General features: G+C 68.7%; 4 protein-coding genes and 1 pseudogene. 2 read left to right on the top strand and 3 right to left on the bottom strand.

From position 1 onward, the window contains the following. Window positions 1-271 precede the first annotated feature (271 nt). Together IH13_RS43515 and IH13_RS46140 are read left to right on the top strand one after the other, a co-directional pair. A pseudogene (locus IH13_RS43515) lies at window positions 272-361 on the top strand (IS3 family transposase); the annotation flags it as partial. A gap of 13 nt (window positions 362-374) precedes the next feature. Beyond that, window positions 375-932, top strand: coding sequence for a DDE-type integrase/transposase/recombinase (locus IH13_RS46140; protein WP_420713384.1), 558 nt, complete (start codon window positions 375-377; stop codon window positions 930-932). 79 nt (window positions 933-1,011) lie between these two features. On the opposite strand, the gene IH13_RS0121685 is transcribed toward IH13_RS46140, so the two are convergent. The 3 genes from IH13_RS0121685 to IH13_RS38065 all read right to left on the bottom strand — a co-directional run bounded on the left by IH13_RS0121685 (window position 1,012) and on the right by IH13_RS38065 (window position 3,925). Further along, window positions 1,012-1,839 carry an SDR family oxidoreductase gene (locus IH13_RS0121685; RefSeq protein WP_031086926.1) on the bottom strand — a complete coding sequence of 276 codons (828 nt, stop codon included), beginning with the start codon at window positions 1,837-1,839 and terminating at the stop codon, window positions 1,012-1,014. Beyond that, window positions 1,836-2,963 carry an MBL fold metallo-hydrolase gene (locus IH13_RS0121690; RefSeq protein WP_031086928.1) on the bottom strand — a complete coding sequence of 376 codons (1,128 nt, stop codon included), beginning with the start codon at window positions 2,961-2,963 and terminating at the stop codon, window positions 1,836-1,838. Before IH13_RS0121690 ends, IH13_RS0121685 begins: the two co-directional genes overlap by 4 nt. 80 nt (window positions 2,964-3,043) lie before the next feature. Next, entirely contained in the window at window positions 3,044-3,925 is an 882-nt protein-coding gene (locus tag IH13_RS38065) for an AraC family transcriptional regulator (protein ID WP_267883870.1), read from the bottom strand. Window positions 3,926-3,935 lie beyond the last annotated feature (10 nt).

The raw sequence follows: 3,935 nt of genomic DNA on the forward strand, positions 1-3,935 counted from the left end.
CAGCAGCAGACGATCGAGATCCTGAAAAGGGCGACGGCTTTCTTCGTGAGGGAGAACGACCGGTGAGAAAGCTGTACCGGTTGGTCCACGCGAAGAAGGCGACGTATCCGATCGTTCTGCTGGGCTGAGTGCTGAGGGCCGCCCGTTCTTCCTCCTGCGCTTGGTGCGAAGGCGAGGCCGCCAGCCGGGCCCGGAAGGCTGCCGATGACGCACTCGAGCGTGAGGTCACTGTCGTGCACCTCGCTTCCCCGCACACCACGGCGTCCCACGCATCCATGCCGAACTGCGTCGCCTGGGTCGACAGGTGAACCGCAAGCGCGTCGCCCGCGTGATGCGCGAGCGCGGCATCCGCGGCATCACCCGGCACAAGAGGTATTTCGCGGACCGGGCCGGATGCGAAGGCCAAGCCGGCCCCGGACCTTGTCGGCCGCGACTTCCGTGCCGAACATCCCGGGACCAAGCTGGTCGGCGACATCACGTACCTGCCCACCGCCGAAGGCTGGCTCTACCTCGCCTGCCGGCTGGGCCGGGCCACCCGCGAGGTCGTCGGTTACGTCATGGCCGACCACCACCGCGCCGAGCTCCTCGTCGACGCCCTCGCCATGGCCCACGGCGCGGAGCGGGGAGGAGTACGGCTGGTGGTCGACAGCGATCGCGGCAGCGAAGACGGATTCATCCGAAGCAGCAATCGGGGCCCCGCCCGCAGCCGTGGCCGCATAGATCCCGCCGTCATCCAACCGCGCAGTAGTCCCGCAGCATGCTCCACCGCTACATCATCCGGCGAAACCACCATGCCGACGACCAGCGCCTACGCACCGTCGTCGACAGAGCCAACGCTGCCTGCTCCGGCACTACACGCCGGTAGTGCCATCGATACGTACCCGGACCAGGACGACGTCGCCGCCCCCTGCGCCGAGCACCTGCCCTCGTGATCCGACAACACCCGCCGGCGGCCGGCTTCGGCCAGGACGGCCCATGCACCCGTCAACGACGGTCAGCGGCTCATCGCGATCAGGTTTCGTTCGCGCTCTTCGCCAGCATCCTCCGCTGCACGCGTCTGCCCTGGGCGACCGCCAGGGACGCGGCTCGTAGCCCGAGCACGGGAACGGCGTCGGCAAGGCGTGCCTGAAGGCCCCGCCAGCCAGGTAGCGCGGTGACCGGACGCGGGCGGTCCAGCACCTTGCGCACTGCGTCGACGACCTCCTCGGGCATCAGCAGCTTGCCGGAGAAGGACAGTGCCGAGGCGGGGTCGTCGAGTTTGTCGTGGAGCATGGGGGTCCACATCCCGTCGGGGCAGATGCAGGAGATGTCGATGTTTTTGATGCCGGCCAGGCGCAGGTCGGCGAGTGTGCTCAGGCTGAAGCCGATCGCGGCGTGCTTGGCCGCCGCGTACACCGCCTCGCCCGGCACCGCGGTCAATCCCGCCAGTGACACGATGTTGACGATGTGTCCGCCCGCGTTCCGCATCGCATCGATCGCGGCCACGGTGCCGTTGATGGTGCCGAGCGCGTTGACCTCCAGCATCAGGCGACGTACATCGGCGTGCTGTTCCCAGGCCGGGCCGGTCATGAGGACACCGGCGTTGTTGACCCACACGTCGAGGCGGCCGGCTTCCCCCATGATGCGGTCCCGGGCCGCGGTGATCTGGGCTTCCTCACGTACGTCGGCGGCGGCCCACAGTACGTCGGGGCCGAGGCCGGCCGCGGTGGCCCGGGCCGCTTCCTCGTCGACGTCGGTGACCAGTACGCGGTGGCCGCGCTCGACCAGGGTCGCGGCGATCAGTTTGCCGAGCCCGCGGCCTGCCCCGGTGACGACCGCGCCGGACGGGGAGGTGTTCATCGCCGACCGCCCTTGATCGTGCCGTACTCGATGCCGCCGTGGACGTAGGTGGGGACCACTGGCCAGAACCGCTTCCACGGGGCGAGCTCGGTCGAGGGCAGGATCTGCAGCCACCGGGGGTCCGCCTTGCACGGGTCGGCGAGGGTCTTCTCCTTGACCATCGAGTCGTACTGGTCCAACGAGTCCTCCAGCGTGTTGGCGTTGGGGCAGATCTCCCGGCCGAAGACCTCGTGGTAGCGCCGTACACCGGGGATCTTGGAGAGTTCCGGCTGCCAGTTGTCCAGCGAGATGCCGTTCTCCGAGGACACCCACACACCGTCCGGGGTGTTGAGCACCAACGAGTGGTTGCCGTCGGTGTGTCCGGGAGTCCACAGCAGCGCAACGCCGGGACCGAGCTCGACGTCCCCGTCGAAGGTGACGAACTGCTCCGGGTCGACGCCGTTCAGCCCGCCGTCTACGTACCACGCCCACTGCATCGGGTGCAGCGACTGCAGGGTCGCGAGCTCGCGGCTGTGGACGAGCATCCTCGCCCCGCCGAACAGCGGTTCCCTCAGGGCCGCCTCCCCCTCGATGACCTCGGTGGATCCGAGGATCATCCGCGGGTCCTGCACGTGCAGGTGGTCGAAGGTGCAGAAGTCGATGTCGTCCGGGGTCAGCCCGAGCCGACGCAGCACGTCACCGGGCTCCGCGTAGTACCTCAGCACCGTCCGCTCCAGCAGCTTGCCGCCGGGGACCTTGTCCATCACCTTCTGGAGGTTGCGGTAGAAGGGTGCCTCGGCGGAGCCGTCCGGCACCGTCGGCTCGAACACCAGCGTGCGCGCCTGGCCGTCGAAGTCGTCGTACTGCACGACGATCATGCGGTTGATCATCGAGATCAGCGGGAGCGTGGGCACTGAGACGGCGTTGTGGAAGGCGTACTTCACCGGGTACGGCGCCGCGGCGATGTCGACCGACTTCACCGCGCGTACCTGCCCCTGGGCTTTGAAGCGCTCCTTGTACGCCGCGGCGGCCTCGCGGACCGCCCGCAGCCGCTCACCTCGCGGCCACACGTCGTGGACGCCGCCGAACTCGGGGATCGGTCGCGCACCGATCCCGGTCAGCACATCGGTTCCATCTGTCGCCATGGGTGACTCCTCGCTCGCGGCGCCTCGGGCCAGCAGCATGCCCTTCCGAGCCAGGCAGGATTTGTTCCAGCGCGACAACATCAGGGGGTGCCGCGTGCCCGGCGGCGCACCTCACTCGGACTTGCGTCCCGCCACCGTCGTACGGCGTGGCTGAGACCGGACTGGTCGGCGAAGCCGGCCATCGCGGCCACCTGCCCCAGGGGGAGGTCGGTGGTGATGATGTAGCGCAGTGCGAGGTCCCGTCGTACGTCTTCGACGATCTCCTCGAAGCTGGTCGACTCCGCGGCGAGCCGTCGTTGCAGCGTACGTGGGTGCATCGCGAGGAGCCGCGCCACGTGACGGATCGCCGGGGCACTGGTGCCGAGGCTCTCGGCCAGGGTCCGTCGTACATGGGTCGAGACCCGGTGCTCCGGATCGGTGTGGTGACTGTCCAGGTAGTCGACGGCGAGTCGCCGGATCGCCGCATCCGCGCTGCGGAACTCCGCGTCGAGCAGCCGGCGCTCCACGCGCAGTGCGGCGGTCGGGCAGCCGAACTTCACGTCTGCGCCGAAGAACGCGGTGTACCGCGACAACGGTGACAAAGGCTGGTGCGGCAGTTCCACCGATCGGAGACCGGTCATGCCGTCGACCAAAACACCCGCCACCCGGTGGAAAAGGCCGAGTCCGAGCTCGATGGCCTGCGGCGAGTACGGCGACTCGCGCAGGTCCTTGCGATAGGTCAGCGCCACCACCTCACGGCGTCCCCGCGGGTCCGGTTCCACCCCGACGCTCAGCGCCGGACTGTGCACGAACATGAACCGCGATGCACACTGCAGCGCCTCGGCGACCGTGGACGAAGCCTGGATGGCCAACGCCAGCTGACCAAGGACGCTGAGATCTTGACCGTGGGCCAGGCGTACACCGAAATCCGGGCATCGAAGATCGCGGGCAGCCGCGTCGAGCATCAGATCATGGCTGGGGATCGGGACGAGC

The sequence above is a fragment of the Streptomyces sp. NRRL WC-3549 genome (genome assembly GCF_000721935.1).
Taxonomy (GTDB): Bacteria; Actinomycetota; Actinomycetes; order Streptomycetales; family Streptomycetaceae; genus Streptomyces.